Origin of the sequence: Kitasatospora sp. NPDC056446 (genome assembly GCF_042796115.1) — a bacterium.
Taxonomy (GTDB): domain Bacteria; phylum Actinomycetota; class Actinomycetes; order Streptomycetales; family Streptomycetaceae; genus Kitasatospora.
In genome coordinates this window covers 40410-64785 of the sequence record NZ_JBHTRF010000049.1, presented here as the reverse complement: position 1 = coordinate 64785, position 24376 = coordinate 40410, and the positions used below count along the sequence as shown (strand labels likewise).

At 74.7% G+C, this 24376-nt stretch carries 22 protein-coding genes; 13 read left to right on the top strand and 9 right to left on the bottom strand.

Translation table 11 applies throughout. From position 1 onward, the window contains the following. On the bottom strand, positions 1-245 hold a 245-nt coding region (locus ACFQ6N_RS26900; protein WP_380654075.1), incomplete at its 3' end, for a hypothetical protein. A 184-nt stretch (positions 246-429) separates the two neighbouring features. On the opposite strand from ACFQ6N_RS26900, the gene ACFQ6N_RS26895 reads away from it, so the two are divergent. Next, on the top strand, positions 430-1203 hold the full coding sequence (locus tag ACFQ6N_RS26895; protein WP_380654072.1) for a hypothetical protein: 774 nt from the start codon (positions 430-432) through the stop codon (positions 1201-1203). 112 nt (positions 1204-1315) lie between these two features. Then, positions 1316-1894: a membrane protein insertion efficiency factor YidD gene (gene yidD / locus ACFQ6N_RS26890; protein ID WP_380654069.1), complete on the top strand. Its 579-nt coding sequence runs from the start codon at positions 1316-1318 to the stop codon at positions 1892-1894. Between the two features lie 88 nt (positions 1895-1982). Here the strand turns inward: yidD and ACFQ6N_RS26885 are convergent, their stop codons facing one another. Then, positions 1983-4352 (bottom strand): glycosyl hydrolase family 18 protein, encoded by a 2370-nt coding sequence (locus ACFQ6N_RS26885; RefSeq protein ID WP_380654066.1) that lies wholly within the window; start codon positions 4350-4352, stop codon positions 1983-1985. A 283-nt stretch (positions 4353-4635) separates the two neighbouring features. Here ACFQ6N_RS26885 and ACFQ6N_RS26880 point away from each other — a divergent pair, with 283 nt between their 5' ends. Together ACFQ6N_RS26880 and ACFQ6N_RS26875 are read left to right on the top strand one after the other, a co-directional pair. Further along, entirely contained in the window at positions 4636-5283 is a 648-nt protein-coding gene (locus tag ACFQ6N_RS26880; RefSeq protein WP_380654064.1) for a class I SAM-dependent methyltransferase, read from the top strand. Next, positions 5280-5966, top strand: coding sequence for a hypothetical protein (locus ACFQ6N_RS26875; RefSeq protein WP_380654061.1), 687 nt, complete (start codon positions 5280-5282; stop codon positions 5964-5966). Before ACFQ6N_RS26880 ends, ACFQ6N_RS26875 begins: the two co-directional genes overlap by 4 nt. Before the next feature lie 33 nt (positions 5967-5999). On the opposite strand, the gene ACFQ6N_RS26870 is transcribed toward ACFQ6N_RS26875, so the two are convergent. Next, the gene (locus tag ACFQ6N_RS26870) at positions 6000-8246 is read right to left on the bottom strand and encodes a hypothetical protein (protein ID WP_380654058.1); all 2247 of its coding nucleotides are present in this window, start codon (positions 8244-8246) and stop codon (positions 6000-6002) included. A gap of 308 nt (positions 8247-8554) precedes the next feature. On the opposite strand from ACFQ6N_RS26870, the gene ACFQ6N_RS26865 reads away from it, so the two are divergent. Then, positions 8555-9142 carry a TerD family protein gene (locus ACFQ6N_RS26865; protein ID WP_380654055.1) on the top strand — a complete coding sequence of 196 codons (588 nt, stop codon included), beginning with the start codon at positions 8555-8557 and terminating at the stop codon, positions 9140-9142. Between the two features lie 96 nt (positions 9143-9238). On the opposite strand, the gene ACFQ6N_RS26860 is transcribed toward ACFQ6N_RS26865, so the two are convergent. Continuing rightward, positions 9239-10672, bottom strand: a complete 1434-nt coding sequence (locus tag ACFQ6N_RS26860) for a lytic transglycosylase domain-containing protein (RefSeq protein ID WP_380654052.1) — start codon at positions 10670-10672, stop codon at positions 9239-9241. Positions 10673-11265: 593 nt separating this feature from the next. Here ACFQ6N_RS26860 and ACFQ6N_RS26855 point away from each other — a divergent pair. Further along, a complete protein-coding gene (locus ACFQ6N_RS26855; RefSeq protein ID WP_380654049.1) occupies positions 11266-11649 on the top strand; it encodes a hypothetical protein in 384 nt (127 codons plus the stop codon). A gap of 18 nt (positions 11650-11667) precedes the next feature. After that, complete coding sequence (locus ACFQ6N_RS26850; protein ID WP_380654047.1) at positions 11668-12033, top strand: hypothetical protein; 366 nt, start codon at positions 11668-11670, stop codon at positions 12031-12033. A gap of 49 nt (positions 12034-12082) precedes the next feature. On the opposite strand, the gene ACFQ6N_RS26845 is transcribed toward ACFQ6N_RS26850, so the two are convergent. From ACFQ6N_RS26845 to ACFQ6N_RS26835, 3 genes are all read right to left on the bottom strand, one after another. Beyond that, positions 12083-13729, bottom strand: coding sequence for an alpha/beta hydrolase (locus tag ACFQ6N_RS26845; protein WP_380654044.1), 1647 nt, complete (start codon positions 13727-13729; stop codon positions 12083-12085). Positions 13730-13869: 140 nt separating this feature from the next. Next, positions 13870-14505 carry an NAD(P)-dependent oxidoreductase gene (locus ACFQ6N_RS26840; RefSeq protein ID WP_380654042.1) on the bottom strand — a complete coding sequence of 212 codons (636 nt, stop codon included), beginning with the start codon at positions 14503-14505 and terminating at the stop codon, positions 13870-13872. 54 nt (positions 14506-14559) lie between these two features. Further along, complete coding sequence (locus tag ACFQ6N_RS26835) at positions 14560-15507, bottom strand: EamA family transporter (protein WP_380654039.1); 948 nt, start codon at positions 15505-15507, stop codon at positions 14560-14562. A 111-nt stretch (positions 15508-15618) separates the two neighbouring features. Here ACFQ6N_RS26835 and ACFQ6N_RS26830 point away from each other — a divergent pair, with 111 nt between their 5' ends. Next, complete coding sequence (locus tag ACFQ6N_RS26830) at positions 15619-16137, top strand: MarR family winged helix-turn-helix transcriptional regulator (RefSeq protein ID WP_380654036.1); 519 nt, start codon at positions 15619-15621, stop codon at positions 16135-16137. A gap of 21 nt (positions 16138-16158) precedes the next feature. Here the strand turns inward: ACFQ6N_RS26830 and ACFQ6N_RS26825 are convergent, their stop codons facing one another. After that, positions 16159-16995 carry a methyltransferase domain-containing protein gene (locus ACFQ6N_RS26825; RefSeq protein ID WP_380654033.1) on the bottom strand — a complete coding sequence of 279 codons (837 nt, stop codon included), beginning with the start codon at positions 16993-16995 and terminating at the stop codon, positions 16159-16161. 28 nt (positions 16996-17023) lie between these two features. On the opposite strand from ACFQ6N_RS26825, the gene ACFQ6N_RS26820 reads away from it, so the two are divergent. The 5 genes from ACFQ6N_RS26820 to ACFQ6N_RS26800 all read left to right on the top strand — a co-directional run bounded on the left by ACFQ6N_RS26820 (position 17024) and on the right by ACFQ6N_RS26800 (position 21574). Next, complete coding sequence (locus ACFQ6N_RS26820; RefSeq protein WP_380654030.1) at positions 17024-18550, top strand: PLP-dependent aminotransferase family protein; 1527 nt, start codon at positions 17024-17026, stop codon at positions 18548-18550. Between the two features lie 291 nt (positions 18551-18841). Further along, entirely contained in the window at positions 18842-19990 is a 1149-nt protein-coding gene (locus tag ACFQ6N_RS26815) for a glycoside hydrolase family 3 N-terminal domain-containing protein (RefSeq protein ID WP_380654027.1), read from the top strand. Positions 19991-20293: 303 nt separating this feature from the next. Further along, positions 20294-20755: a hypothetical protein gene (locus ACFQ6N_RS26810; protein ID WP_380654024.1), complete on the top strand. Its 462-nt coding sequence runs from the start codon at positions 20294-20296 to the stop codon at positions 20753-20755. A gap of 297 nt (positions 20756-21052) precedes the next feature. Further along, positions 21053-21397 carry an ArsR/SmtB family transcription factor gene (locus ACFQ6N_RS26805; protein ID WP_380654021.1) on the top strand — a complete coding sequence of 115 codons (345 nt, stop codon included), beginning with the start codon at positions 21053-21055 and terminating at the stop codon, positions 21395-21397. Between the two features lie 45 nt (positions 21398-21442). Then, positions 21443-21574: a DUF6126 family protein gene (locus ACFQ6N_RS26800; protein WP_380654019.1), complete on the top strand. Its 132-nt coding sequence runs from the start codon at positions 21443-21445 to the stop codon at positions 21572-21574. 91 nt (positions 21575-21665) lie between these two features. On the opposite strand, the gene ACFQ6N_RS26795 is transcribed toward ACFQ6N_RS26800, so the two are convergent. Then, a complete protein-coding gene (locus ACFQ6N_RS26795) occupies positions 21666-24302 on the bottom strand; it encodes a cytochrome P450 (protein ID WP_380654016.1) in 2637 nt (878 codons plus the stop codon). Between the last annotated feature and the right edge of the window lie 74 nt (positions 24303-24376).

Below are 24376 nucleotides of genomic sequence, written 5' to 3'. Positions count from 1 at the left end.
GCTCCGGTGCCGGCCCCGCCGCCCCCGGCGCAGGCCGCGCCGCCGCCCGCAGCCCCGGCGGCCCCGAGCCCGGCGGTACCCAGCCCGGCGGCCCCGAGCGCGGCCTCGCCGAGCCCGGTCCGGCCGAGCCCGCTGTGGCCGACCCCGTCGGCGCGACGGTCGTTCCACGTCCCGGCCGCCAAGCCGATGCCCATGGCGCAGCACCACCAGAGCACCCCGATGACCACCACGATCCTGATGATCATGGTCCCCGGTGTGCTCGCGGCCGCGGCCCTGCGCCCGGGCCGGGGCCGCGGACGGGGCCGCTCGGGCGGCTCCTGACCGGCCGCGGGCCCCGCGCCCGCCGTCCGGCCCCGCGCCCGCCTGCGGCCCGGGGTCGTCACCGACCTTTCCGTTCCGTCACAAGCCAAGCCAGAGAGAGGAGTTCCCATGTCCGAGTGGGTGGCGTTGACCATCGCCATGGCGTCGGCCTGTGCCGTCGTCGTGGCGGTGGTGCTGCTGAGGCACCGCCGAGGAAACGGCACCGAGGTGAAGACCGACGAGACCCCGGATGTCATCGAGTACATCACGATGATGATCGGCGTGGTGTACGCGATCGTCCTCGGTCTCGCCATCGCGGGTGTCTGGGAGGCGCGCGGCGCCGCCCAGGACGACCTGTTCCGCGAGGCCCAGTCGCTGCGGGAGGTGAGCGACCGGGCGGTGGTCTACCCGGTCGAGTTCCGCGACCAGGTCCGCGCCGACGTGGACGCCTACGTCACGTACGTGGTGAACACCGAGTGGGTCTACATGCAGGACAACGGCGCGATCACCGAGAAGGGCGACCAGCTGCTGCAGAAGCTGCAGACCGACGTCGCCACCCGCCCGCCGGCCTCCGACCTGGAGTCGCAGGCCTACCAGCCGATCATGGACCGGATCAGCCAGGCCTCCGACGCCCGCGACTCCCGGGGCCAGAACGCCGGCCCGACGATGCCGGGGATCGTCTGGTTCGGCCTGATCGGCGGCGCGGTGGTGACCGTCGGGATGCTGTTCGCCCTGCAGATCCGGCGTACGCCGCGGGAGTTGGTCCTGGCGCTCTGCTTCAGTGCGCTGATCGCCTTCCTGCTGTTCATGATCTGGGACTTCGACGACCCGTTCTCGCGGAGCGTCTCGGTGACCACCCAGCCGTTCCAGGACCTCTTCCCTTCGCTCGACCTCAAGGGCTGACCCGGAGGGCTACCCCGCCGGGGCCGTGCGGATCCGGGCAGATGATCTTCGGATAATCTTGCCCGGATCGTCGGGGTCGGTCCCCGGCGGAGCATCGAGGGGATCGTCAGCAGTGTCCGACCCGACGCCGGATCTCGGCGCCCACTTCCCGCCGGCCCGCCCGGAACGCGCCTGGTGGTGGCTTCCCGTCCCGGAACGGCTCCGACGGAAGAAGCAGCGGCGGGCCTGGGAGGACTACCGGGAGCGCTACCGCAAGGACGAGCACGACAAGGCCAAGGCCAAGGAGCGCAGGCGGGACAAGTGCCTGGACTGCTGCGGCGACGGCTGCTGCGAGGTCGCCGACCCCTGCCTGATCGCGCTGATCCCGGTGATGATGGCCTCCGGCGTCCGGTTCGCCCTGGCCGGGGTGCGCGGACACCGTACCGCCGACCCGTCGGCGCCCGCCCCGCGCGGCTTCGCGGCCGGTGTGCTGTACGGCGCGGTGCGCCACTACCGCACCGAGGTCAGCCCCCGGCGCCCTGCCTGCTGCCGGTACACCCCGTCCTGCTCGACGTACGCCGTGCAGGCGCTGCACCGGCACGGCGCGCTGCGCGGGGCCCGGCTGACGGTCGGACGGCTGCTGCGCTGCCGCCCGGGCGCGGGCGGGGCGGACCCGGTGCCGCCGCGACGGCCGGCCGCGTGGAACGGCTGATCCCGGGAGGCCTCCGGCTCCGGACGGCGGACGGCCCGCGCGGGAGTCCCGCACGGGCCGTCGCTTACTCCTTGTTTCCGACAGGACGTCAGCGCAGGCTGCTGTCCATCGAGTTGAGCATCGTGCCGGCCGCGTCGTCGTTCTCCAGGGAGAAGGCGAACAGGCCGCCGAGGCCCTTGCTCTTGGCGTAGGCCCCGCGCGTCTGGACGGCCTGCGGGGTGTCACCGGTCCAGAAGTTGGTGCCGTCGTAGACCCAGCTGCTCTCGGTGACCGGGTCCCAGTGGGTCTGCGCCGCCGACGGGTTGAGCTCCTTCCAGGCGGCCAGGCCGGCCTCCTGGCTCAGCGGCTTGGCGGCCGTCGGGCCGGTCGCGCTCTGGTACAGGCCGAAGTTCGAACCGGCCGGGACACCGGTCCAGCCGCGCCAGTAGAACGGGATGCCGAGTACCAGCTTGTTCGCCGGGAAGCCGCCGGGGATGCCGTACTCGGGCAGGCCGGTCGTGTACGCGGTGACCGTGGTGTCCACGTTGTACTTGCGGGCGCCGGGGGTGATCGGCGTGGTCGGGTCGGCCGGGCTGTCGTGCAGCGGGTCCTGGTGGTTGGTCGGGCCCTTGGCGTCCCACGCGCCGTGCATGTCGTAGGACATCACGTCGGCGTAGTCCAGGTAGGCGCCGATCTTGTCGGTCTCCAGCTGGGCGATCTTGTCCTGGCCGCTGGGCAGCGCGGCGCTCAGCAGGTAGCGCTTGCCCTGGGCGGAGCCGAGGGCGTCCAGCTGGGTGCGGAACTCCTTCAGCAGCAGGGTGAAGTTCTGCTTGTCGGCGGCGGAGTAGTGGTTGCCGGTGTGGCCGCCGGCCGAGCCCGGGTACTCCCAGTCGAGGTCGATGCCGTCGAAGATGCCGGCCGCCGAGGCCGCGCCGCCCGAGGCGTCACCGGCGACGCCGGTCGGCAGGTTCCCCTTGAGGAACATGTCGACGCAGGAGGAGACGAAGGTCTTGCGGGAGGCGTCGGTGGCCGCCGCGTCGGAGAAGTACTTGGAGTACGTCCAGCCGCCGATCGAGATGGTGAACCGCAGGTTCGGGTTCTTGGCCTTGAGCTGGCGCAGCTGGTTGAAGTTGCCCTTGAGCGGCTGCTCCCAGGTGTCGCCGCTGCCGTCCACGCTGGTGCCGGAGTTGTAGTCGGCCTGGTAGTCGGCGTACGCGTCGCCCGCGCCGTCACCGGCGTTGGGGTTGGACTCGTTGGTCGAGTCGGAGGCCTTCACCGCCTGGAAGCAGGTGAACCTGGTGGGGTCGATGTTGGCGAACGCGTAGTGGATGACGTCCAGTTTGGCCGCGGCGCCGCTGGTGGCGACGTTCTTCGGGGAGTACGCGTTCTCGTAGATGCCCCACTGGTCGAAGTACGCCGAGCGGACCGGCTGCTGCGCGGGGGCGGCGGCGGTCGTGGTGCTCACCGGCGCGGACTGGGCGGAGGCGTGGCTGCCCGAGTAGGCCTGGACGCTGAACGTGTAGCTCCGGTTCGGCAGCAGGGAGCTGACGGCGACCGAGGTGCCCATCGAGGTGGCGACCAGCTGGCCGTTGGACCACACCTTGTACGCGACCGGCCCGTCCCCGCTGGTGAGGGTGGACGGCTGCCAGGTGAGCACGACCGCGTTGGCGGTGGTCGTGGTGGCCGCGAAGCCGGTCGGGGTGGTGACCTTGCCGTCCCCGGCCGGGCCGCTCGCGGTGGCCGTCGGGGTCGGGGTGCCGGTCGGCGTGCCGGTGGGGCTGCCGGTCGGGCTCGACGTCGGGCTTCCGGTCGCGGTCGGGCTGCCGGTGGCGGTGGGACTGGAGGACGCCGTCGGGCTCGTGGTCGGGCTGCCGGTGGGCGTCGGGCTGGTCGTCGGGCTGGCGGACGAGGTCGGCCCGGTCGGGCCGACCAGCGTGAGGTCGTCCGCGTAGTACGTGCCGGTGCCGTACCAGCCGTGGGTGAAGACGGTGACGGACGTCGTGCTCGCACCGGTGGTGAAGGTGGTGCTGAGCTGGTTCCAGCCGGTGCCGCCGGGCGTCCAGGCCGAGGAGTTGACGCCGGTTCCGGTGGCGCCCAGGTAGACGTAGTTGCCCTGGAGCCAGCCGGCCAGGGTGTACGTGGTGTTCGGCTGGACGTTGACGGTCTGCTGGCACTGCGCGGTGTCGGAGGCCGAGGCGGCCCCGCTGAGCGCGCGGGTCCCGCCGTGCACCGGGGTGGTGACGACGGAACCGTTGGAGCAGGTCCAGCCGGCCAGGGTGCCGGTCTCGAAGTCGCCGTTGGTCAGGATGTTGACCGGGGTGGCGGAGGCGGAGCCGAAGGTGAGGGCGAGGGCGGCGCCGCTCGTGGTGAGCGTGGCGGCGAGGGCCAGTGCGGTGGCCCTTCTGCGCTGGGAGGCCCGAGGCCCGGTGCGCTCCCCGGGGGAGCGGTCGGGCCGTGCGGGCAGGACGCGGTCGTGCATGCGGTGGTCCTCCGGATGTGTGGGGGTTCCGGCGGTGCGGTGGCCCGGACGGGCCAGGGGAGCCGGCCCGGGCGCGGTGGGGGCGCGCGGGCTGGTGACGCGTGCTGACGAGCGGTGCGCGGACGCGGCGGGCGGGTGGCCCGTTCGCGTCACGACTGAACAGATTGGACTGGACCAATATTCGCCGTCAAGGGTGTCCGCCCGCTGGACCGCACCCGGCCGGGCGCCCGGCGGCCCGGTAGGTTGGCCGGGACGAGCAGGCCCGCCGAACGGAGGAGGCGCGATGGACAGCCGGAACTGGGACGACCGCTACGCCGCGAGCGAGCTGGTGTGGGGCGCCGAGCCCAACCAGTGGGTGGTTCGCGAACTGACCGGCCGCACCCCCGGCCACGCCCTCGACCTGGCCGCCGGCGAGGGCCGCAACGCCATCTGGCTGGCCGCCCGGGGCTGGGACGTCACCGGACTCGACTTCTCCGCCGTCGCCCTGGAACGCGCCGAACGCCTCACCGCCGACCTGCCCGACGAGGTCGCCGACCGGCTGACCTGGCGCCACGGCGACGCCCGCAGCTTTGAGGCACCCGCCGGCGGCTACGACCTCGTGCTGGTCGCCTACCTCCAAGTCCCCGCCGGGGACCGCCGGACCGCGCTGCGCCGTGCCGCCGACGCCCTCGCCCCCGGCGGCACCCTGCTGGTCGTCGGACACGACAGCAGCAACCTCACCGAAGGCGTCGGCGGTCCGCAGGACCCGGCCGTCCTCTTCACCCCGGACGACGTCCTGGCCGACCTCGCCGGCCTCGGCCTGCGGACCGTCCGCGCCGAGCGGGTGCACCGGAAGGTCGGCGGCGAACCCGGCCACCGGGACGGCGCGGACGCGGCGGGCGGAGGCGTCGCGGTGGACGCGCTGGTCCGGCTGGAACGGGCCGCCGCGTGACCGGCCGACGGCCCGGCGGGCCCACCCGGCGCGCCCTGCTGGCCGGGCTGGCCGGCGCCGCGCCGCTGGTGCTGGCCGGCTGCTCCTCGGCCGAGGCGGGCAGTGCGGGCAGTGCGGGCAAGCCCGGCAAGGGCGCGTCGGCGGCCCGGGCGAGCGACCCCGGCGGCGAGGCCTTCGTGATGGTCGTCCGGCACGGCGAGAAGCCCGACGGCAGCCACCCCGGCCTGGACGAGAACGGCAAGCACGACGGCAAGTCCCTGACCGAGCGCGGCTGGGCCCGCGCGAACGCGCTGCCCGGGCTGTTCTCGCCGCCCGCGCCCGGCCTGCGCACCCCGGCCCGGATCCTCGCCGCCGCCGACCAGGGCCCGCTGGCCGGTGCGCACCGGATGCGCCAGACCGTCACCCCGCTCGCCGCGAAGCTCGGGCTGACGGTCGACACCCGGTACGCCGAGTCCCAGGAGTCCGACCTGGCCGGCGCCGCGCTCGCCGGGCCGCAGCCGGTGCTGATCTGCTGGGAGCACTCACGGATCCCGCGCATCGTCGAGGCGCTCGGTGCCACCGGCAGCGGCGCGCCCGCCGTCTGGCCGGACCGGTTCGACCTGGTCTGGGTGTTCTCCCGGCCGGCCGGCGGGGCGTGGACCTTCCAGGAGGTGCGGCAGCACCTGCTGGCCGGCGACGCCTGATCCGCCGTACGGCGCAGGAGAGATGACCGACAGTCAGCCGACGGTGATCGTCACCACCGAGTACTGGGCGACGGTCAGCGGCACGCTGACCGTCCCGCCGGTGACGGTGTACGGGACGGGCTTGGGCGCCGGGTCGGTGCCGTCCGGGCCGGCGACGGTGACGGCGGTGACGCTCGCCCCGACCGGAAGGGCGTAGGAGAGCGTGCAGTCGGCCGGGGTGGTCCGGAACGCCGCCGGGGTGTCGCCGAAGGCGGTGAAGTTCACCAGGTGGATGATCGTGTCGCCGCCGAGCCGCCGGGCGTCCAGGAAGATCCGCCGGTCCCCGGCCAGGGTGACCGCGGGCGGCGCCGACTGCCGGACGGCGGCCAGCAGTCGGTCCGCCGAGGCCTGGTCGGTGCCGGTCAGGTAGCTGAGCCCGGCCCGCGCCTTGACGTAGTGGCAGGTGCCGCGGCCGAAGGAGTTCTGCCTGGTGGCGGGCAGCGGGTCGGCCCGGCGCAGGCCGAGCACGTCGGAGAGGGCGAACTCGGCCCGCTGACCGCCCAGTTCGTCCAGTGCGGTGGGCGCCGGTCCGGTGATCACCACCGTCCCGCCGCCCGCGACGTAGGCGCGCAGCACGGCCGCCTCGGCGTCCGACACGGCTTGGAGGTCGGGCAGCAGCAGCACCGCGAACCGGGTCAGGTCGTCGGCGGTCAGCCCGGGGCTGGACACCGTGTCGAACGGGACGTGCGCGTAGACCAGGGCCTTCACGGTGCCCCGGAACTCGCCCAGCCAGGGCACCGACGCGCAGCTCATCTGCGGGTCGTCGCCGCCCCACCAGTCGGTGATCCCGGCCGGCGCGGTGGCGTTGACGTACATCCCGTTGCCCTCGCCGGGGGACACGTAGTCCCGGGACGCGGCGGAGTGGTACACGCCGACCCGGGCGATCGAGGCCGCGTCGTAGAGCTTCTGCTGGTTGGTCCGCACGAAGCGGTACATCCGGGTGCGCATCGCCGCGTCCACGGTGTCGTTCTTGAACGGGGTCTTCACCTCGTACGGGTTGCAGCCGGCCGCGATCAGCTGGGACATCACCAGCGAGGCGTCGTCCGCCTGCCAGCCGTAGGAGAACGCCCAGGCGGGCTTGGTGCCGCTGGCGGCGCGGGCGTACTTGTACATCGAGATCAGGCAGACCCAGTCGGAGGCGGTGGCGTGCCGCATGCCGTCGTAGTTGCCGAGGATGTCCACCTCCCAGACCTGGCTGACGGCGCCGGGGGCCTGGCGCAGGTAGCCGCCGTCCAGGCCGATCGAGGTGGCGTAGCGGTAGTCCATCGATACGGTCTCGACGAAGGTGACCAGGTCCGGGTTGACCGAGCGTCCGGCGGCGGCGATGTCGAGCTGGAACCGGAGCAGGCTGCGGTGGCGCCACTCGATGTAGCGGCGGAAGACCGGGTCGGTGTAGTCCGCGGCCTTGGGCAGGGCGAGGCCGGTGTCGGCCTTGAAGGCGGCGGCGCCCCAGGTGGAGGCGTCGCACCAGGTGAGCACGCCGTCGAAGTAGATCGGTACGTCCGGCCAGATGCCGTCCACGCCGGTCGCGGCCACGCCCTTGATCCGCTTGAGGTAGTAGTCCCGCCAGGGCGAGTCGGGGCTGAGCCAGACGCTCTCGTCGCCCGGGTCGACCCAGACCACCACGCTGCCGTAGAACACGTTCGGCTTCCCAGCGAGGTCGCGCTGGACCCAGTTCCTGCCCTGGTCGTCCTTGTAGAAGGAGCGGCCCTTCTCGCCGCCGGGGGAGATCAGCTCCAGCGACGGGTAGTACATGACGACCTTCATCCCGGCGGCGTGGGCCAGGCCGGTGAAGGTCTTCACGTCGGCCATGTGGGCGGCGAACTCGGCGTCGGTGAGCCAGTTGGACAGCAGGGTGTCCAACTCGATGACGCTGACCTCCTGCGCCTTGAGGGCGTCGACCGCGCTCTGCATGTCGGCGGGCTCGTTGAAGGTGCCGTCGGCGATCCGGGCGTAGCGGGCCCAGTCGGGCCAGACCTGGCCGGCGGCGGGGGCGGCGGTCGCGGCAGGGGCGGTGGGGACAGCGGGCACCGTGGAGACGGGCGCGGGTGTCGGCGCGGCGGCCCAGGCCCGGCCGCCGGGCAGCAGCCGGACGGTCGCCAGGGCGCCCCCGGCGCCGAGACCGGCCCGCAGCAGGCGGCGGCGGCCGAGGCGCGAGGCGGTGGCGGCACTCGTGGGCGGTGGTGCGGCGGGCAGGCCGGTGGCCGCGTGCTGTTCGGTTCCTTCGTGCTGCTCGGGCATGGTGGTCCCCTCAGCGTGAGTCGGCATGATCCGGAAGCAGGGTGAGCGGAGCGTGGTGAGCGGAACGAACAGGGCAGCGGCACCCCGGGGCCGACCATAGTCCGCCCGCCACCCCGGCCGTCCGGTCGCGTTCCACGGCTACGCCAGACGTCGGACCGGGGGTTCCCTCAGTGTGCGGACCGTCCTCGGGGGGTGAGGTGCGGCGAAGTGCGGGTAGGGGTGTTCACAGGACGCCGTCGGATGATCGGAAATTTTCTACAGTGCTGTAGATTCGCGGCACGCGGCGGTGGCAGAACGAGGAGGGCGCGATGAGCGTTTCGCTGGCCAAGGGGCAGAAGATCAGCCTGGAGAAGCCGGGCGGTGGACAGCTGAGCCTGGTCCGGATGGGCCTCGGCTGGAAGGCGGCGGAGCGCAAGGGCTTCTTCGCCAAGCTGCTCGCGGCAGGCCGGGAGATCGACCTGGACGCCTCGGCGGTGCTGTTCGCCCAGGGGCGGCCGGTGGACGTGGTCTTCTTCCAGCACCTCACCAGCAACGACGGCTCGGTGCGGCACAGCGGGGACAACCTGGTCGGCGGCTCGGGCGGCGCGGCCGACGACGAGTCGATCACCGTCAACCTGACGACGGTCTCGGCCGAGGTCGATCAGATCCTCTTCACGGTCAACTCCTTCACCGGGCAGACCTTCCAGGAGGTCGAAGCGGCCTTCTGCCGGCTCGTGGACGAGACCACCGGCGCCGAACTGGCCCGCTACACGCTCACCGGCGGCGGCCCGTACACCGCGCAGATCATGGCCAAGGTGCAGCGCACGGCGGACGGTTGGCAGATGACCGCGATCGGCCAGCCGGCCAGTGGGCGGACCTTCCAGGACCTGATGCCGGAGCTCGTCAAGCACCTCTGAGGCGAAGCGGGCGGGTACGCCGGAGGGCGGGGGTGCGGTTCCCGGTGTGGGAACCGCACCCCCGCCCTCGTCGTATTCACTTCTTCGGGCGTCGGCTCACTTCTTCGGGGCGGCCGAGGGCGAGAACGAGGCGCTGGGAGTGGCGCCGGCGGTCGCGCTCGGGGTGCCCGTCGCCGTCGGGGCGGGCGTCGGGCAGCCGGGGGCGCCGGTGGGAGTCTCGGTGGGCGTGCCGGTGGGCGTGCCGGTGGGCGTCGCGGTGGGGGACGGGGTGCCCGTCGGGGTGGGCGTGCCGGAGGGCGTGCCGGTCGGGGTGGCCGTGGCCGTCGGGTCCGGGCAGGTGGTCGGCGTGCCGGTCGGGGTGCCCGTGGGCGTGCCGGTCGGCGTCGTCGTCGGGGTGCCGGTCGGCTGGGCGGTCGGCGACGGCGAACCGGTGGGCGTGGGCGTCGCGGTGGGACTGGGCGTGCCGGTCGGCTGGGCCGTCGGCGACGGGTCCGGGACGGGCGTGGCCGGCGTGGTCGGCTCCTGGGTCGGAGTCGGAGTCGGAGCCGGAGTCGTGCCGGAACCGGCGCCGGAGCCCGTGCCGGCCGGGCCGCCGGCCGTCGCACCGCCGAAGCCCGGGAGGTACGGCGAGGGCAGCGAGGAGGACGGCACCGAGGACCCGGGGCGGTTCGGGACGGTGGTCACCGTGCCGCTGCCGTAGTGCGCCATCCAGTTGCGGACCGTCCGCAGGTACTCGCCCGAGTTGTTGTAGCTGAGCACCGCCCGGTCGAGCTGCGCCGGGTCGGCGAGGTCGCGGCCGCCCGCGCACAGGTAGCGCCCGGCGGCCTCGGCGGCGTCGAAGATGTTGTTCGGGTCGGCCTTGCCGTCGCCGTTGGCGTCCACACCCCAGGCGGCCCAGGTGGACGGGATGAACTGCATCGGCCCGACGGCGCGGTCCCAGCGGGAGTCGCCGTCGTAACGGCCGCCGTCGGTGTCGGGTATCGCGGCGAAGCCGTTGCCGTCCAGGGCCGGGCCGAGGATCGGGGTGAGGGTCGTGCCGGCGGCGTCCACCCGGCCGCCGTTGGCCTGGCCGGACTCCACCTGGCCGATCGCGGCCAGCAGTTGCCAGGGCAGGTGGCAGGTGGGGGAGCGCTGCGCCAGCGAGGCCTCGGCCTGGCGGTAGGCGGCGAGCACCGTGGCGGGCAGGGCGGGCCCGGTGGCCGCGAACGGGCCGGCGTCGGGCGTGCCGGGCAGGGTGCCGGGCGGCTGCGGGAACAGCACGGTGCCGCCGCCGTCGACCGGGGTGCCGGTGCCGGGGATGCCCGGCGAGGGGGTGCCGAGCGGTGAGTCGGCGCCCGGCAGGCGGTCGGCGCCCTGGGCGGTACCGTTCGTGGCACCGGTGTCGGCGACCGCGACCGGCGCGAGCCCGAGGCCCGTCACCTGGGAGCCGGTCAGCGCGGCCAGTGCGGCGAAGGTCGCCGCCGTCCCTGTGACCCGCTTGCCGATCCGGACCTTCCGCCCGCCCTGGGTGCTGCCGAACCTCGCCGCCATCCGCTTTCCCTCCCCGTCGCCGCCCCGGACGTTCCCGGAACGGTTGAGCCTTCGTCATCGTGCCCGGCCGTCCGAAGACGGCACCCGCCATCCGACGATTAGTATCACGACGATCTGACAGGGACAGGGTGACCGGGAGGCGGCCCGGTGCCCACCGAGGGGTTAACTCGGCACCTCAGCAGGGGTGCGGCCGAGGCGGACGGAGCGCCGTACGAGCGGCCGTGGCCGTCCCGCCCCGACCGGTCGGCCCGGCCCCCGGCCGCGTACGTCGTCATCTCCGGTGCCGGTAACGGGAGTTGGCCATCGGTCGAACAACGGTGGGACGCGCGCTCCGGGCCCGGACCGGCGGTTCGGAGCACGGGGGTGGTACGTGCGCGGTCCTTCGGGCTCCCCGGCCGCGCCCGCGACCGCCCCCTCTGACCTGCCGGAACGTCCGGCGGGGGCCCGGCCTCCCCTAGCAGGACGGGCCTGCCGGCGCCAGGGTGCGTTCCCAACTCGCCCCTGGACGGGTGACGTTCTGGTGAAAGTGGGCATGCCAGGAATCACCGCCCGGCATGCTGTGCCGCGTGATGATGCGGATGGAGGTCCAGACCGTGAGCGCGAACCTGCCGGAGACCGTGGCAGAGGGAGCGGTCGTCCTGCCGGCGCCCCCTCGGGTCGTGGACGACCTGGCCCGTGACCTGACCCAGGCCGCCGCCGCCGTCCGGGCGGTGTCGCGCACCTGTCGTTCCGGCGGGGACGTCGCGGTCGCCGCGTACACCGCCGTGGTGTGCACCGGACTGTCGGCGGCCCGGGCCCTGGAGGAGGCGGCCGCCTGGTGCCGCCAGGCCCCCGAGGCCGAGGTGCACTCGCTGGCCTGGGCCCGGGTGCCGGGGCACCGGGAGGACGTCCACGAGTACCGCGTCACCATGGCCGTCAGCTTCCCCGACGGCGAGACCGGCGAGCACCTCGGGGACACCCACCACGCCCGCCGCTGAGGTCGTATCATCGCCCGCATGGATATGGGGGATACGAACGACGCGGTGAACGGAACGGCTGCCGACACGGGCTCGGGTACGGGCACGGGAGCGGGCTCGGGTACGGGCTCGGGTAAGGGCTCGGCGAACGGTGCGGACGGTGCCGACGGCCCGCGGGAGCTCTCCCGGGGTGCCGCAATCGCGGCTACCGTCCTGGCCACGCTGTGCGGTGCGGCGGTGCTGCTGGCCGTGTTCCACTGGCTGGGCTGGACCGTCCCGGGGGTCGGCTGGATCGTCGCCAAGGCCGGGATCAAGCTCGCCGTCGGCGGCTTCGCCGGGCTGGCGGTCGGCCTCGCCTGGCTCCGGGCCCGGCTGCGGGCCCGGCCCCGAGCCGACCGGAGCTGACCGGAGCGGCGGCCGGGCCGGGGCTACGACCGGCTCGGCTCGGCTCGAATCAACTCGACTGCGGCGTGGCGCAGGTGAGGTCGTGCGAGGGCGCCCGGTCGTCCAGCAGGTAGCGCTCGACCACGTCCGTCACACAGGTGTTGGACGTCGGGTACTGGCCGTGGTCCCCGCTGCCGGTGACGGTGACCAGCTTCGAGCCTCGCAGCGCGCGGTGGGCGCCGAGCGCCGCCTCGTAGTACGTCGCCGGGTCGTGGACCGAGTTGAGCATCAGCGTGGTCGGCAGGTGGGCGCCGGTGACCTTGACCTTGGGCGCCGGCGCGACCGGCCAGGCGGCGCAGACCGCGCTGAAGGCGAGCGTCCGGGAGCCGGCCAGCGGGAAGCGGGCGGTGTTCTCGGCGCCGCGCCGCACCCAGGTGTCCAGGTCCCGGGTCCACGGGGTGTCGTTGCAGGTCACCGAGAAGTACTCGGCGAGGAAGTCCGGGCTGAGGTAGCTGTTGAACATGGTCGCGGTCGCCGTCCGGGTCGCGGCGTCGGCACTGTCCCAGGTGTCGAGGGTGACCAGGAGCCGGGCGAGGTCGGGGAAGTTGGAGGCCTGGTAGATCGCCGAGATCGCGACGTTGTCCAGTTGGTTGGGGCCGATCGTCAGCGGGCCCTCGACGATGGGGGAGTCGTGCAGCGCGGCGCGCCGCTGCTCCCAGCGGGCCTGGACCTGCTCCGGGGTCGTGCCCCAGTGGTAGGTGGCGTCCCGGGCCGCGAGCCAGGGCACGAAGTCCTCGTCGAAACGGCGCTGGAAGCTCATCGGCTGGCCGAGTTCGAACGTCTCCCAGGTGCCCTCGAAGCCGATGTTGCTGTCCAGCACCATCCGTTCGACCCGGTGCGGGAAGAGCGCCCCGTAGTAGGCGCCGATCATCGAGGCGTAGGACGGGCCGAAGTAGCTGAGCTTGCGCTCGCCGAGCAGCGAGCGGAACAGGTCGATGTCGTGCGCGGTCTGCTCGGTGTTCAGGTAGGGGATGAGGTCGCCGCTGCGCTCCTGGCAGCCGGCTGCCAGCTTCTCGGACCGGTCGATGACGCGGTCGATCGCGGCGGGGGACTGGTCGCGGTAGTCGCCGGCCAGGAAGTCCCGGAACTCCTCCTGCGTCTGGCACACGGCCTTGGTGCTCTGGCCGACCCCGCGCTGGTCGAAGCCGACGATGTCGTACGCGGCGCCGACGGCCGGTGCCGCGTTGGCCAGCCCGGCCGGGCGCAGCAGGCCCGAGGCGCCGGGGCCGCCGGCCGCCATCAGCAGGGTGCCCTTGCGCTTGGCGGGGTCGGTGGCGCGGTGCCGGGAGACGGCGATGGTGAGGTCGGCTCCGGTGCCGGGGTGGTGCCAGTCGCGGGGGGCGGCCATGGTGGCGCAGTCCAGGGCGGGCCGGTTGGCGCAGGGCTGCCAGTTGAGGACCTGGTGGGTGTAGCGGGCGGGTGCCGGGTCGGCGTCGCCGGGGTTGCGGCCGGTGTCGGCGCTCGCGGTGGCGGGCGCGGCGAGTCCGGCGAGGAGGGCGGCGGCCAGGGCGAGCGCGGCGCGCCGGGTGCGGTGCGGGGCGGTCGCGCTCGCGGCGGTGGTCGCGCCTGAGCCGCTTGTGCCTGCGGTGGTCGTGCCTGCGGCGGTCGTGCGCGCGGTGGTCGTGCCTGCGGTGGTCGTGCTGTCGGTGTCGGTCACGGGAACGATCCTGTCCGAGGCGCCGCTGACGATCGATCATGCCCGCTGCCGTCTTCGGGGTGGTGCTGGCTTCACCCCCGCCGGGGCGGGGGCTCCAGCCCGTGCTCCGGGGCGGCCCGGGCGGGGCCGCCCCGCGGCGGTCAGTAGGCGGCGGTGAACCGGGCCCGGCGGTGGGCGGGCCGTTCGACCTCGTCGAGGAGCGCGATGGCGAGGTCCTCCATGGAGATCGCGGAGTTGCCGTCGGCGTCGACCAGCAGTTCGTCCCGGCCGAGCCGGAAGCGGCCGGTGCGCACGCCCGGTTCGAGCAGCGCGGCCGGGCTCAGGTAGGTCCAGTCGACGTCGCCGCCGGCCGCGCGGTAGAGGTCCAGCTGTCGGCCGCAGGCCAGTGCGATCGCCCGGATCCCGTCGGGGAAGCCGGGGGACTCCACGAGGGTCGTCCCGCCGGGGACGGTGAGGCTGCCCGCGCCGCCGACGGCCAGCAGCCGTACGCCCGTACCGGCGATGCCCGCCAGCAACCCCTCGGTGGCGGCGGCCAGTTCGTGTTCGCTGCCGGGCACCGGGCGGGTGGCGGTGATCACCGCGTCCTGCCCGGCGGCGTTGCGGGCGACGTCCTCCGGGTCGCGGGCGTCGCCGACGGCGAGGGCGACGGAGGAGGGCAGGCGGTGCGGCTTGGCAGGGTCCCGTACGACGGCGGTGACCTGGTGGCCTCGGGCGACGGCCTCGGCGACGATCCGGCTGCCGACGTTGCCGGTGGCGCCGAACACGGTGATGCGCATGGGGTTCTCCTGGGCTGTGGGGTGGAGCGGGATCCGGGCCTGGTGGTCCGGGTGTCAGACGTTCTCGCGTACGGGCTGTACGGGCTGCCCCGGCTGCCCCGGCGGCGTGGAGGCCGACCGGGCGACGGGCGCGGACGGGGTGGCCGGGCCGGGCCGCCGGGTCTGGGCGGCGATGAGCGCGCCGAGCACGACCAGTGCGCCGAGCGCCTGGAGCGGGCTGAGGTCCTGTCCGAGCGCGAGCCAGCCGAGCACGGTGGCGACCACCGGGCTGAGCAGGGAGAGGAAGGACACCGAGGTCGGCGGCAGCGCCCGGACCCCGCGGAACCAGAGCGCGTAGGTGAGGGCCGCGCCGATCAGGCAGAGGTAGGTGTAGCCGAGCACGTTGGCGGCGCTGTAGTGGGACGGCGGCGCGCCTTCGGTGAGGAGGGTGACCGGCACCAGCATCAGTCCGCCGGCGGTGAGTTGCCAGCCGGTGGTGGCGAGCAGCGGGGCGGGGGACACCCAGCGCTTGGCGAGGACGACGCCGGCCGACATGACCACCGCGCCGCCGAGCGCGGCGGCCAGGCCGAGCGCGTCCGGCTTCGCGCCGGCCCGGAGGACGAGCAGGCTCACGCCCGCCACGCCCGCGATGCCGGACAGCGCGGTGCGCAGGGTTAGCCGGTCGCCGAGGACGGCGGCCGAGAGTCCGGCGGTGATCAGCGGCTGGACGGCGCCGACGGTGGCCGCGATGCCGCCGGGGAGGCGGTAGGCGGCGATGAAGAGCAGGGCTTGGAAGGCTCCGATGTTGAGCGCGCCGAGGACGAGGGAGCGCCACCACCAGCCGCCCTGCGGCAGCCGGCGGGTGAGGGCGACCAGCAGCAGGCCGGCGGGCAGGCAGCGGATGACGGCGGCGAGGAGCGGGCGGTGGGGTGGGAGCAGTTCCGTGGTGACGAGGTAGGTCGTGCCCCAGATGGCGGGGGCGAGGGCCGTCATCAGCACGATGGCGAGGCGATGTCTTAGCACTAAGCCAATGTATCTCAGTGCTAAGACATTCTTCGCCGCCGGGCGAGCGTGACGTGGCTCACAGTTACCTCAGCGCTAAGGGATTCGCCCGGGATCGCCTACCCTGGAGCCGTGGCAGATCATGTGGACCGCGTCGTCGCGCAATGGGCCGCCGAGCGGCCCGACCTGGACGTCTCCCCGATGGAGGTGTTCGGCCGGCTCAAACGCCTCTACCGCCTGGTGGACGCGGCGCTCGACCGCACCTTCGCCGAGCACGGCCTGGACGCCGCCTCCTTCGACGTCCTCGCCACCCTCAAGCGCAGCGGCCCGCCCTACCGCCTCACCCCCACCGGCCTGATGCAGTCCGCCATGGTCACCTCCGGCGCCATCACCCAGCGCCTCGACCGGCTGGAAGGCCGCGGCCTGGTCACCCGGACCCGCAGCGACCAGGACGGCCGCAGTCGCGAGGTCGCCCTCACCCCCGAGGGCCACGCCCTGATCGACCGCGCGCTGCCCGACCACCTCGCCACCGAGGTCGGCCTCCTCGAAGGGCTGGACGACGCCCGGACCGCCGCACTGGTCGACACCATGCGGGTCCTGCTGGCCTCCCTCGGGGACGGTCCGGACCAGCCGGCCCGGCCCCGCCCGTAGACGTCCCCGGCGGCACCGGCCTCACGGGTTGACCGCGACCGCCTTGAAGAAGGTGTAGTGGAACGTCCCGCCCGGCCCGGCCGCGCGGCGCAGCTCCGCGACGCCCCGGTCGAAGGCCTCCGGCGTGGCCAGCCCGGCGGCCAGCGCGTCGGCGCGGACGGCTTCGACCATCGCGACGAAGGTCCGCAGGGTGAAGGCCTCCGCCAGCGCCGGACGGCTGCCGTCGGCGTACACCGTCCTCGGGCGGACCGTCACGTCGGTGAACCCGGCCGCCGTCAGCAGCGGGTGCAGCCGGCGGCCGAGCAGCCCGTCGCCGCCCGCCCGCGCCTGGAGCCGGACCAGGTGGTCGATCGTCCGCCGGGCCGCCGGGGTCTCCGGGTGGAAGAAGGCCGAGCCGTGGTCGCCCTCGACCACCGTGATCGTCCCGCCCGGGCGCAGCACCCGCCGCAGCGCGGCCAGCCCGGCCGCCGGATCGGGCAGGTGCTCCAGGACGAAGCAGAGGAAGACGTGGTCGAACGCGCCGTCCGGGAACGGCAGCCGGTGCAGGTCGGCGCGGTGCCAGGTGACGTTCGCGGCCGGGGCCTGCGCGGACACCCGGGCGCGGGCCTGGGCCAGCGACTCCGTCGAGAGGTCGATCGAGGTCAGCAGGACGTCCGGACTGGCGGCCAGCAGGTGCACCGTCTGCGCCCCCACCCCGCAGCCCGCCTCCAGCACCCGGCTGCCCGCCGGGTACGCCGTGCCCGCGTGCAGCAGGTCGGCAAGGGTGTCCGCCTGGTCGCCGAGGCGCTGCGCCTCGGCGTCCGAGTAGCCGTGGACGTAGGCGTCGGTCTGTTCCGGCTGTGCCGTCTCTGTGGTCATGGCCCCACCCTCGCGCCACTATGGTCCGGTGAACAGGTCCAAAGGCGACGCACCCGACAGGTCCAAAGAGGCCGGTGCCGACTTCCTCCAGCTCGACACCGCCGACGCCCCGCCCGGCGGCCTCACCGACTGGCTCGCCCGCCGGCTGCGTGAGGCCGTCGCCGACGGTCGCCTCCCGCCCGGCAGCCGACTGCCCGCCGGGCGGGTGCTGGCGGCCGAACTCGGCGTCTCCCGAGGGGTGGTGACCGACGCCTACCGGCGCCTCGCCGAGGAGGGCCAGGTCGCCGGGCGGGGCCGGGGCGGCACGGTCGTGGTCGCCGTCCCCGCCCCGACCGTCCCCGCCGCTCCGGTCGTCCGGGCTGCCCCGGCGGCCGCCGCCCGCGCGGCGCCCCGCCCGGTCGCCGACGGGCCCGCCCTCTTCGGGGCGGCCCCCGGCCCGGAGGTGTTCGACCTCCTGCGCGGCACCCCCGCCCGGATCGACCTCACCCCCGGCGTACCCGACCTCGCCGCCTTCCCCCGTGCCGCCTGGCTGCGCGCCGAACGCGCCGTCCTCGACGGCCTCGCCGCGCACGACCTCGGCTACGGCGACGTCCGCGGCACCCCCGCGCTGCGCCGGGCCGTCGCCCACTGGCTCGCCCGCAACCGGGGGATCCGCGCCGACCCCGACGAGGTGCTCGTCACCGCGGGCACGGCCCAGGCGCTCGCCCTGCTCGGCCGCGCCCTGCGACAGGCGGGCATCACCGAGGTCGCGGTGGAGGACCCGGGCTCGCTCGGCGCACGGCAGCACCTCGCCCACTGGCTCGCCGCCACGCCGCCCGTTCCGGTCGACGCCGAGGGAATCCGGGTCGACGCGCTGCGCGCCACCGGCGCCCCGGCCGTCCTGCTCACCCCGGCCCACCAGTACCCGACCGGCGTCGTCCTCGGCGGCGACCGGCGCCGCGAACTGCTGCGCTGGGCGGGCGAGGGCGGCCTGGTCATCGAGGACGACTACGACGCCGAGCACCGCTACGACCGCCCGCCGCTCCCCGCGCTCCGGGCTGTCCTGCCGGACCGGGTCTGCTACGCGGGCAGCGTCTCCAAACTGCTCGCCCCCGCCCTGCGCACCGGCTGGCTGCTGGTGCCCGATCGGCTGCGGGACGCCGTGCTCGACGCCAAGCGCTTCGCGGACCTCGGGAACCCGGCCCTGCCCCAGCTCGTCCTCGCGCGGCTGATGGAGACCGGCGAACTCGAACGGCACCTGCGGCTGCTGCGCCGGCGCCACCGCCGCCGCCGGGACGCGATGACCGCCGCCATCCGCGCCCACCTGCCCGGGGCCACGGTCCACGGCGCGGCGGCCGGCCTCCACCTGATGCTGACCCTGCCGGAGGGCATGGGCTGCACCGACACCGAGCTGGCCGCCGCGGCGCTGGCGCGGGGGGTGAAGACGCACCCCCTCTCCTGGCACGCCCGCCTGCCCTACCGGCCCGGGCTGGTCCTCGGCTACGCGGCGGGCTCGCCGCCGGAGATCGCCGAAGGCATCGCCGTGCTGGGCGGGTTGGTCGGCCGGCCGGGCTGAGGTGGTTGCCCGCTGAGGGGGGCGGCGACGGGGGTGGCGGAGGCGGCGGGCGCCCGGGGGCTGGGGGCTCGGGGCCGGGGGTTCGGGGCCGGGGGCTCGGCGGGGGTGTGCGGGCGCGGTGGCGGGTTCCGGAGCTCAGGCCGGTCGGGCAGCCGGACACCCCGGGTGGCCGGGGCGCCCCCGGGCGCCAGTTGGATCGGATTATCGGATGAATCTGATGCGGGGCGGACTGGCGGATCGGGGTCCTGGGTACGCTGACGGGCCGTAGTCCACTGCTGACAAGGAGGCGCGATGGCCGGGTTCCGGCGGGTCGCCCGGTTCGGGGCGGTGCTGGCGGTCCTCGGGGCCGTGCTCGGGCCGGTCCCGCTCGGCTCGGCCTCCGAGCCGCGCCGCATCGAGCCCGAGAGGACCGTCGTCATGGCCGTGCACGAGCAGGAGGACGCCCGGGAGCTCGCCGGACGGCGGATCGTGCTCTCCTACGCGGGCCCGACACCCCCGGCCGGGGTGCTGCAGACGATCCGCGAGGGCCGGGCGGCCGGGGTGATCCTGTTCGGGGAGAACGTCATCAGCCCCGAGCAACTCGCTCAGGCGGTCGGAGAGTTGAAGCAGGCGGCGGCCGAGGCGCCGAACCCGCGCGCCCTGCTGCTGATGACCGACCAGGAGGGCGGGAAGGTCCGCCGGCTGCCCGGCGCGCCCGAACTCTCCGCCCGCCGCACCGGGACCGCCCCGGACCCGCTCGCCGCGGCGGCGGCCTCCGGAACCGGCGCCGCCGGGACCCTCGCCGACGCCGGGCTCAACGTCAACCTCGCCCCGGTGCTCGACGTCTACGACACCCCGGACAACTTCATCGACCACTTCGAGCGCTCGTACGGCCAGGACCCCGCCACGGTGGCGGAGCTGGGCACCGCGTTCCTCGCCGCCCAGCAGGGCCTCGGGGTGGCCGCGACCGCCAAGCACTTCCCGGGCCTCGGTGCCGCCCCCCGCGGCGCGAACACCGACGAGCGCCCGGTCACCCTCACCGTCCCGCTGGAGCAGATCCGGGCCCGTGGCGAGGCCCCCTACCGTGCCGCCATCGCGGCGGGCGTACGCCTGGTGATGGCCTCCTGGGCGGTCTACCCGGCGCTGGACCCGGAGCGTCCGGCCGGGCTGTCGCCCACCGTGATCCAGGGCGAGCTCCGCGACCGGCTCGGCTTCGACGGCGTGACCGTCACCGACGCGATGGAGGCCGAGGCGCTCGCCCCGTACGGCGATACCGGCGACCGCGCGGTGGCTGCCGCCGAGGCGGGCATGGACCTGCTGCTCTGCTCCGCCCGCGACCCGCAGCAGGCCGAGGACGCCGCCGAGGCGCTGGCCGCCGCGCTCGACTCCGGGCGCCTGGACCGCCGCACCTTCACCGCCGCCGTCGACCGCGTCGACGCCCTGCGCTCCTCGCTCGGCTGACGGCGCGGCCGCCGGGGGCGGCGCCGGGTGGTCGGGGGTGCCCGGGGGCGGTCGGGGATGCCCGGGGGCGGCCGTTCACCTGGGCTCCATACGAGCGTCGCCTGTCAGGGCACGGGGGTTCGGCTGCTCTGAGGGGATTGCGCCATTGAAGGTCTGCTTTCGGTCGAGGCGACAGTTCCAAGGGTAAAAGCCGGTCTGGGCATAGGAATCCCATGGGACAGTTTCTGTCGTGGACCTATGAAATGTCATATGTGCCACGTCACCTGTCTCTGATCGTCCTCGTACCCTCCCAAGGAGGAGCTCATGAACCGCATCGCCAGGATCGCGGCCGGCGCCACCGGTGCCGTCGCTCTGCTCGCGGCGCCCGTGCCCGCGTTCGCCGCGGCCTCGACGACTGCCACCACCACGGTCACCACCTGCGGCTGGTCCGGCCTCCAGGCCGGCCTGTCCACCAAGGTCTGCGCCGACGTCACCGGCGACAGCGTCGTCATCTACGGGCAGATCGGGATGGCCGGTCCGCCGTCCCCCGGCACCCCGTGGCCGCCGGCGCCGAAGGAGCTGCTCACCCGGCTCTCGGCCGACGTGACCGGTGGCAACTCGCTCGGCGCGGTGAACGGCCGCACGGTCTTCCAGATCAGCACGGTTCGGGTCGACGGCCCCACGGCCACCGTCCCGTGCGGTTCGACCGTGCACGCATCCTTCTCGGTCGAGGCTCTTGGATGGGGTCCGTCCCCGGTGACGGTCGATGTGCCTGTAGGCTGCTGACGGCTCGTCACCGTGACTGCCGAGCCCGGGAGTTGGCAGCGTCCCGGGCTCGGCGCTTGGCATGTCCGGACGCAGGTTCGGATGCAGGTCCGGACGCAGGTCCGGGTGGGCCCGGGCCGGGTCCCGGGGGTGCTTCCCGGGGTGCGGCGGGCCGCCCGCCGGGGGTGGGCGGGGGTGCGGCAGCGGGGTGACGACTTGAAGAAATCTTCATCTGTCGCGATGATGCCTACCGGCCGCGGCACGAAGCCCGCCGGCCGGAACGACCACCGAACCGGACCCGAGGGAGAGACGCGGACGATGCCGGTCCCGCTGTACCAGGCCAAGGCCGAGTTCTTCCGCACCCTCGGCCACCCCGTGCGGATCCGGGTCCTGGAACTGCTCCAGGACGGACCCCGGCCGGTGCGCGAGCTGCTGGCGGAGATCGAGATCGAGCCGTCCAACCTCTCCCAGCAGCTCGCGGTGCTGCGCCGCACCCGGCTGGTCACCGCCACCCGCGAGGGCAACACGGTGGTGTACGCGCTCAGCACCCCGGACGTCGCCGACCTGCTGCGCGCGGCGCGCCGGATCCTGACCGAACTGATCACCGACCAGGGCGCGCTGCTCACCGAGCTGCGCGCCCCCGGTGGTCGGCTGCCCCGCTGAGCCGCGCCCCGGCCCGCCTGCCCGACCCGAGGAGAACAACCCGCCATGAGCGACAGCACGAGCGAGGAGAAGCGGCGCCGCAAGGCGATGATGATCCGCGCGGGCATCTACATCTTCGCCACGCACCTCTTCGCCGGCTTCGTGCTGCTGCTGTTCGCGCTCGGCGGCCGCAAGTAGCCCGACGGCACGCAACCCGGCCGGAGGCGGCCCGGCCGGGGACGGCGGGGGCGCGAGGCCCGGCGCCGCCCGCCGTCCGCTGCCGTCCGGCTCAGCGCCGCCGCCCGTCGTCGTCCCGGACCAGGTAGCGGTCGCTGGTACTGGTCCACGCCTGCACGCCGGCGACGAGCTCCCGGGTGCCGTCCAGGTACCACCGCCCCGCCGGGTGGCGGCGCTGGAGTTCGAGGCGCAGCTCCTCGCTCTCCTGGCGCAGTCGCGCCACCCGCTCCCGGACGGCCCGTACGGCCCGGCTACGGGTGCAGTGACGGGCCCGCTGGAGGGTGAGCACGGTGTTGAAGGCGGCCGCGGTCTGCCGCTCCTCCCGGTCCAGTGAGTAGAGGTCGTTGATCAGCGTCGCGGCGTCGGCGGTGTTGGCGCGCAGGCGGTGCAGAGCGGGCTCCGCGTGCAGGGCGGCCGGGGCGTCGGTGCCGTGGACCCGTTCCAGTATGTTCATGAACGGGTAGAGGCAGCTGCCGTGTCGGCGCAGTCGCATGGTGTCGGTCAGGCCGAGGCCGTGGGCGGGCACGGTACCGCGGGCGCGGTGGTCGGCCTCGGCGGGGAAGGTGGCCAGACAGGACTGCCACTCGCGGGCCGCCCGGGCGCGCCAGGCCGGGGACATCGAGGCGGTCTGGCGGTCCCACAGTTCCCGCCAGGAGGCGAGGAGCCGGCTCTCCGGCGGGGTGCGGTTGCCGTCGAGGAGGGCGATCAGTGGGTCGACCAGGGCGTGGGCCTCGGCGGGGCGGCGTCCGGGCGGGCCGTCGAACCGGTCGTCGAGGATGGTGAACCAGCCCAGCATGTCGACCAGCAGGTCGAGTTCGGCGCCCCGGACCCGGGGGAAGGAGTGGCCGATCAGCTCGTGCAGGGCGTAGGCCCGGTAGCCGGGCAGCTCGGACGGGGCGAGCAGGCCGTGGCGGACCGCCCAGTCGGCGTGCCGGTCGGCGGCGGCGCGCAGTTCGCCCGGCAGGCGCGCCGGCACGGGCGGGGACGTGGGGGTGGTCGCGGGGCCGGTGGCGGGCAGGTCGGAGGGCCGTGCGGCGGCGGCGAACGGGCACCCCGGCGCGGGCCGTTCGGTGCCGGGCCGTTCGGCTCCGAGCCATTCGGTGCCGCGTCGTTCGGCTCCGGGCCGTTCGGTGCCGGGCCCGGTGCCGCCGGGCGAGGGGGTCGGACCGCCCCCGGGTGCCGTGCGCTCGTCGCCCGATCTCCGCTCGCCGCCGGGTGCGCACTCCCCGGCGGCCTTCCGCTGCCCGCCGGAGGCGCGCTCCCGGCCGGCCGCCCGCGGCTCGCGCGGGGCCAGCCGGACCCGCAGCCCCTGCGCCTGGACGGTGGTCCAGACCACCTCCCGGGCCCGTGACCCCGGCACCGCCGCCGGACGCCAGCGGCGCAGGATCGCCGCCGCCGCGACCGTCAGTTCCGCCCAGGCGAAGGCCTCGCCGATGCACTTGTGCTTGCCCGCCCCGAAGGGCAGGAAGGACGGCCGCCCGCTGCCGCCGCCGTCCTGCCAGCGCTCGGGCCGGAAGGCGAGCGGCTCCGGGTAGCGCACCGGGTCGCGGTGGAGCGCGGTGAGGCTGTACAGCAGCTCGGTGCCGGCCGGGATCCGGTACGGGCCGAGCTCGACCGGGGCCTCGGCGGTGCGCATCAGGAAGGCGTTCGGCGCGTGCAGCCGCACCACCTCCTGGGTGACGCTGCGGGTGTACGTGAGGCGGGCCAGCGCCTCGGGGGTGGGGGCGGTGCCGGCGGGCAGGTGCTCGTCGAGCTCGGCCAGGACCCGGGCCTCCACCCCGGGGTGGCGCAGCAGTTCGTCGAGCAGCCAGGTCAGTGTGGTGGAGACGGTCTCGGTGCCCGCGCCGAACATGGTGATTGCCTCGGACCGGACGTCGGCCTCGGTCAGCGGAAGGCCGGTGGCCGGGTCGGTCGCGGCGCGCAGCAGGGCGGGCAGGGTGTGCCGGGCGGTCTCGGAACGCGGGCCCGGCGCACGGCCGTTGACGGCCTGGTCGACGACCTGGTTGAGCACCCGCACGGCGGACTCGAAGCGCCGGTTGACGGGCAGCGGCACCCGGGCGAGCGCCGGGTGCGGGTAGAGGGACTGGACGATCTGGCCCTTCACCAGGTCCGGCAGCGCCTGGTGGAAGGCGACGGTGGCGTCCTCGCTGAGCCGGGCGTCGAAGAGCGAGCGGGTGACGATCTCCAGCGCGAGGTGGTTCATCTCCTTGGCCACGTCGAGCACCTGGCCGGCTCGCCAGCGCCCGGCCCGCTCCTCGGTGACCTGGTGCATGACGGCCAGGTACTCGCCCATCCGGTCCGGGGCGAAGGCGGGCTGGATGATCCGGCGCCGGTCGCGGTGGGCCTGGCCCTCGGACATCAGCAGGCCGTCGCCGAAGGCCGTCTTGAGGGTGTCCTGGACGGCGCCGCGCGGGCAGTCGTAGGCGAGTGCGACGAGCAGGGTGTGGACCAGCCGGGCGTCGGTCACCACGCAGACGGTGCGCGGGCCGAGGCGGATCCGGACCACGCCGCCGTGGCGGGCGAGGGAGCCGAGGAAGCCCAGCGGGTCGCGGAGCAGGGCGGTGGCGTGCCCGAGGCCGGGGAGCGCGCCGGGGGCGAGCGGTGGTACGGCGGAGCGGGCCAGCGGGGAAGGGCGCGGGGCGGTTCTCGGGGGGACGATCCGCTTCCGGGTCTCGGTCGTCAGGGTCATGACACTACCTCTCACAGGGGGGCGACGCGGCGGTACCGGGAGGGGCACCGGCGGGTCGGCCGCGAGGCGGGGGA

What these genes read in the sequence shown, in the direction of transcription:
- ACFQ6N_RS26895 (WP_380654072.1), top strand. Translation starts at nt 430, where the DNA reads ATGTCCGAGTGGGTGGCGTTGACCATCGCCATGGCGTCGGCCTGTGCC.
- ACFQ6N_RS26885 (WP_380654066.1), bottom strand. Translation starts at nt 4,352, where the DNA reads ATGCACGACCGCGTCCTGCCCGCACGGCCCGACCGCTCCCCCGGGGAG.
- ACFQ6N_RS26880 (WP_380654064.1), top strand. Translation starts at nt 4,636, where the DNA reads ATGGACAGCCGGAACTGGGACGACCGCTACGCCGCGAGCGAGCTGGTG.
- ACFQ6N_RS26870 (WP_380654058.1), bottom strand. Translation starts at nt 8,246, where the DNA reads ATGCCCGAGCAGCACGAAGGAACCGAACAGCACGCGGCCACCGGCCTG.
- ACFQ6N_RS26865 (WP_380654055.1), top strand. Translation starts at nt 8,555, where the DNA reads ATGAGCGTTTCGCTGGCCAAGGGGCAGAAGATCAGCCTGGAGAAGCCG.
- ACFQ6N_RS26860 (WP_380654052.1), bottom strand. Translation starts at nt 10,672, where the DNA reads ATGGCGGCGAGGTTCGGCAGCACCCAGGGCGGGCGGAAGGTCCGGATC.
- ACFQ6N_RS26850 (WP_380654047.1), top strand. Translation starts at nt 11,668, where the DNA reads ATGGATATGGGGGATACGAACGACGCGGTGAACGGAACGGCTGCCGAC.
- ACFQ6N_RS26840 (WP_380654042.1), bottom strand. Translation starts at nt 14,505, where the DNA reads ATGCGCATCACCGTGTTCGGCGCCACCGGCAACGTCGGCAGCCGGATC.
- ACFQ6N_RS26825 (WP_380654033.1), bottom strand. Translation starts at nt 16,995, where the DNA reads ATGACCACAGAGACGGCACAGCCGGAACAGACCGACGCCTACGTCCAC.
- ACFQ6N_RS26815 (WP_380654027.1), top strand. Translation starts at nt 18,842, where the DNA reads ATGGCCGGGTTCCGGCGGGTCGCCCGGTTCGGGGCGGTGCTGGCGGTC.
- ACFQ6N_RS26810 (WP_380654024.1), top strand. Translation starts at nt 20,294, where the DNA reads ATGAACCGCATCGCCAGGATCGCGGCCGGCGCCACCGGTGCCGTCGCT.
- ACFQ6N_RS26805 (WP_380654021.1), top strand. Translation starts at nt 21,053, where the DNA reads ATGCCGGTCCCGCTGTACCAGGCCAAGGCCGAGTTCTTCCGCACCCTC.
- ACFQ6N_RS26800 (WP_380654019.1), top strand. Translation starts at nt 21,443, where the DNA reads ATGAGCGACAGCACGAGCGAGGAGAAGCGGCGCCGCAAGGCGATGATG.
- ACFQ6N_RS26795 (WP_380654016.1), bottom strand. Translation starts at nt 24,302, where the DNA reads ATGACCCTGACGACCGAGACCCGGAAGCGGATCGTCCCCCCGAGAACC.